This window comes from Blautia intestinihominis, from assembly GCF_040096655.1.
Lineage (GTDB): Bacteria > Bacillota > Clostridia > Lachnospirales > Lachnospiraceae > Blautia_A > Blautia_A intestinihominis.
Window position 1 is genome coordinate 1 of record NZ_JBBMEI010000180.1, and the last position, 1,249, is coordinate 1,249.

At 51.6% G+C, this 1,249-nt stretch carries 1 rRNA gene; it reads left to right on the forward strand.

The features are described from left to right. Nucleotides 1-1,249: ribosomal RNA gene (locus WMO75_RS19550) — 23S ribosomal RNA — on the forward strand; the annotation flags it as partial.

Consider the following 1,249-nt stretch of genomic DNA (forward strand, 5'->3'; position numbering starts at 1 on the left):
GGTCAAGCAGAAAGGGCACAGGGCGGATGCCTTGGCACTAAGGGCCGAAGAAAGACGTGATAAGCTGCGATAAGCTTCGGGGAGGAGCAAATATCCATTGATCCGGAGATTTCTGAATGGGGAAACCCACACGAGGAAACCTCGTGTATCCATACGCCAATCCATAACGTATGGAGGGGAACCCGGGGAACTGAAACATCTAAGTACCCGGAGGAAAAGAAAGAAAACTCGATTCCGTAAGTAGCGGCGAGCGAACGCGGAAGAGCCTAAACCAGATCGCGTGCGATCTGGGGTTACGGACTGCATTTAAGATTCTGTGATGTTAGTAGAACGGTTTTGGGAAAGCCGGCCAGAGAGGGTGAAAGCCCCGTACACGAAAACAGAGCAGACTGAGCAGGATCCAGAGTACCGCGGGACACGAGAAACCCTGCGGGAAGTAAGGGGGACCACCCCCTAAGGCTAAATACCACTTAGTGACCGATAGCGCATAGTACTGTGAAGGAAAGGTGAAAAGGACCCCGGGAGGGGAGTGAAAGAGAACCTGAAACCCTGTGTCTACAAGCTGTGGGAGTGCTTTATATGCACGACCGCGTACTTTTTGTAGAACGGTCCGGCGAGTTGCGCTCACTGGCAAGGTTAAGATCTTAAGGATCGGAGCCGTAGGGAAACCAAGTCTTAACAGGGCCAGAGTCAGTGGGGGCAGACCCGAAACCGGGTGATCTATCCATGTCCAGGTTGAAGCTGCCGTAAGAGGCAGTGGAGGACCGAACCCACATCCGTTGAAAAGGGTGGGGATGAGGTGTGGATAGGGGAGAAATTCCAATCGAACCCGGAGATAGCTGGTTCTCCTCGAAATAGCTTTAGGGCTAGCCTTGGTAGAGATTTGCGGAGGTAGAGCACTGAATTTCCTAGGGGGCGTCAAAGCCTACCGAAGAATATCAAACTCCGAATGCCGTGTAATTACTTACCAGGAGTCAGACTACACGAGATAAGTTGGGTGGTCAAAAGGGAAAGAGCCCAGACCTTCAGTTAAGGTCCCAAAGTGTGCGTTAAGTGGAAAAGGATGTGGGATTTCGAAGACAACCAGGATGTTGGCTCAGAAGCAGCCATTCATTCAAAGAGTGCGTAATAGCTCACTGGTCGAGAGGTCCTGCGCCGAAAATGTCCGGGGCTGAAACGCACCACCGAAACTAAGGAATCTAGTAATAGATTGGTAGAGGAGCATTGCATGCGGGATGAAGCAGTACCG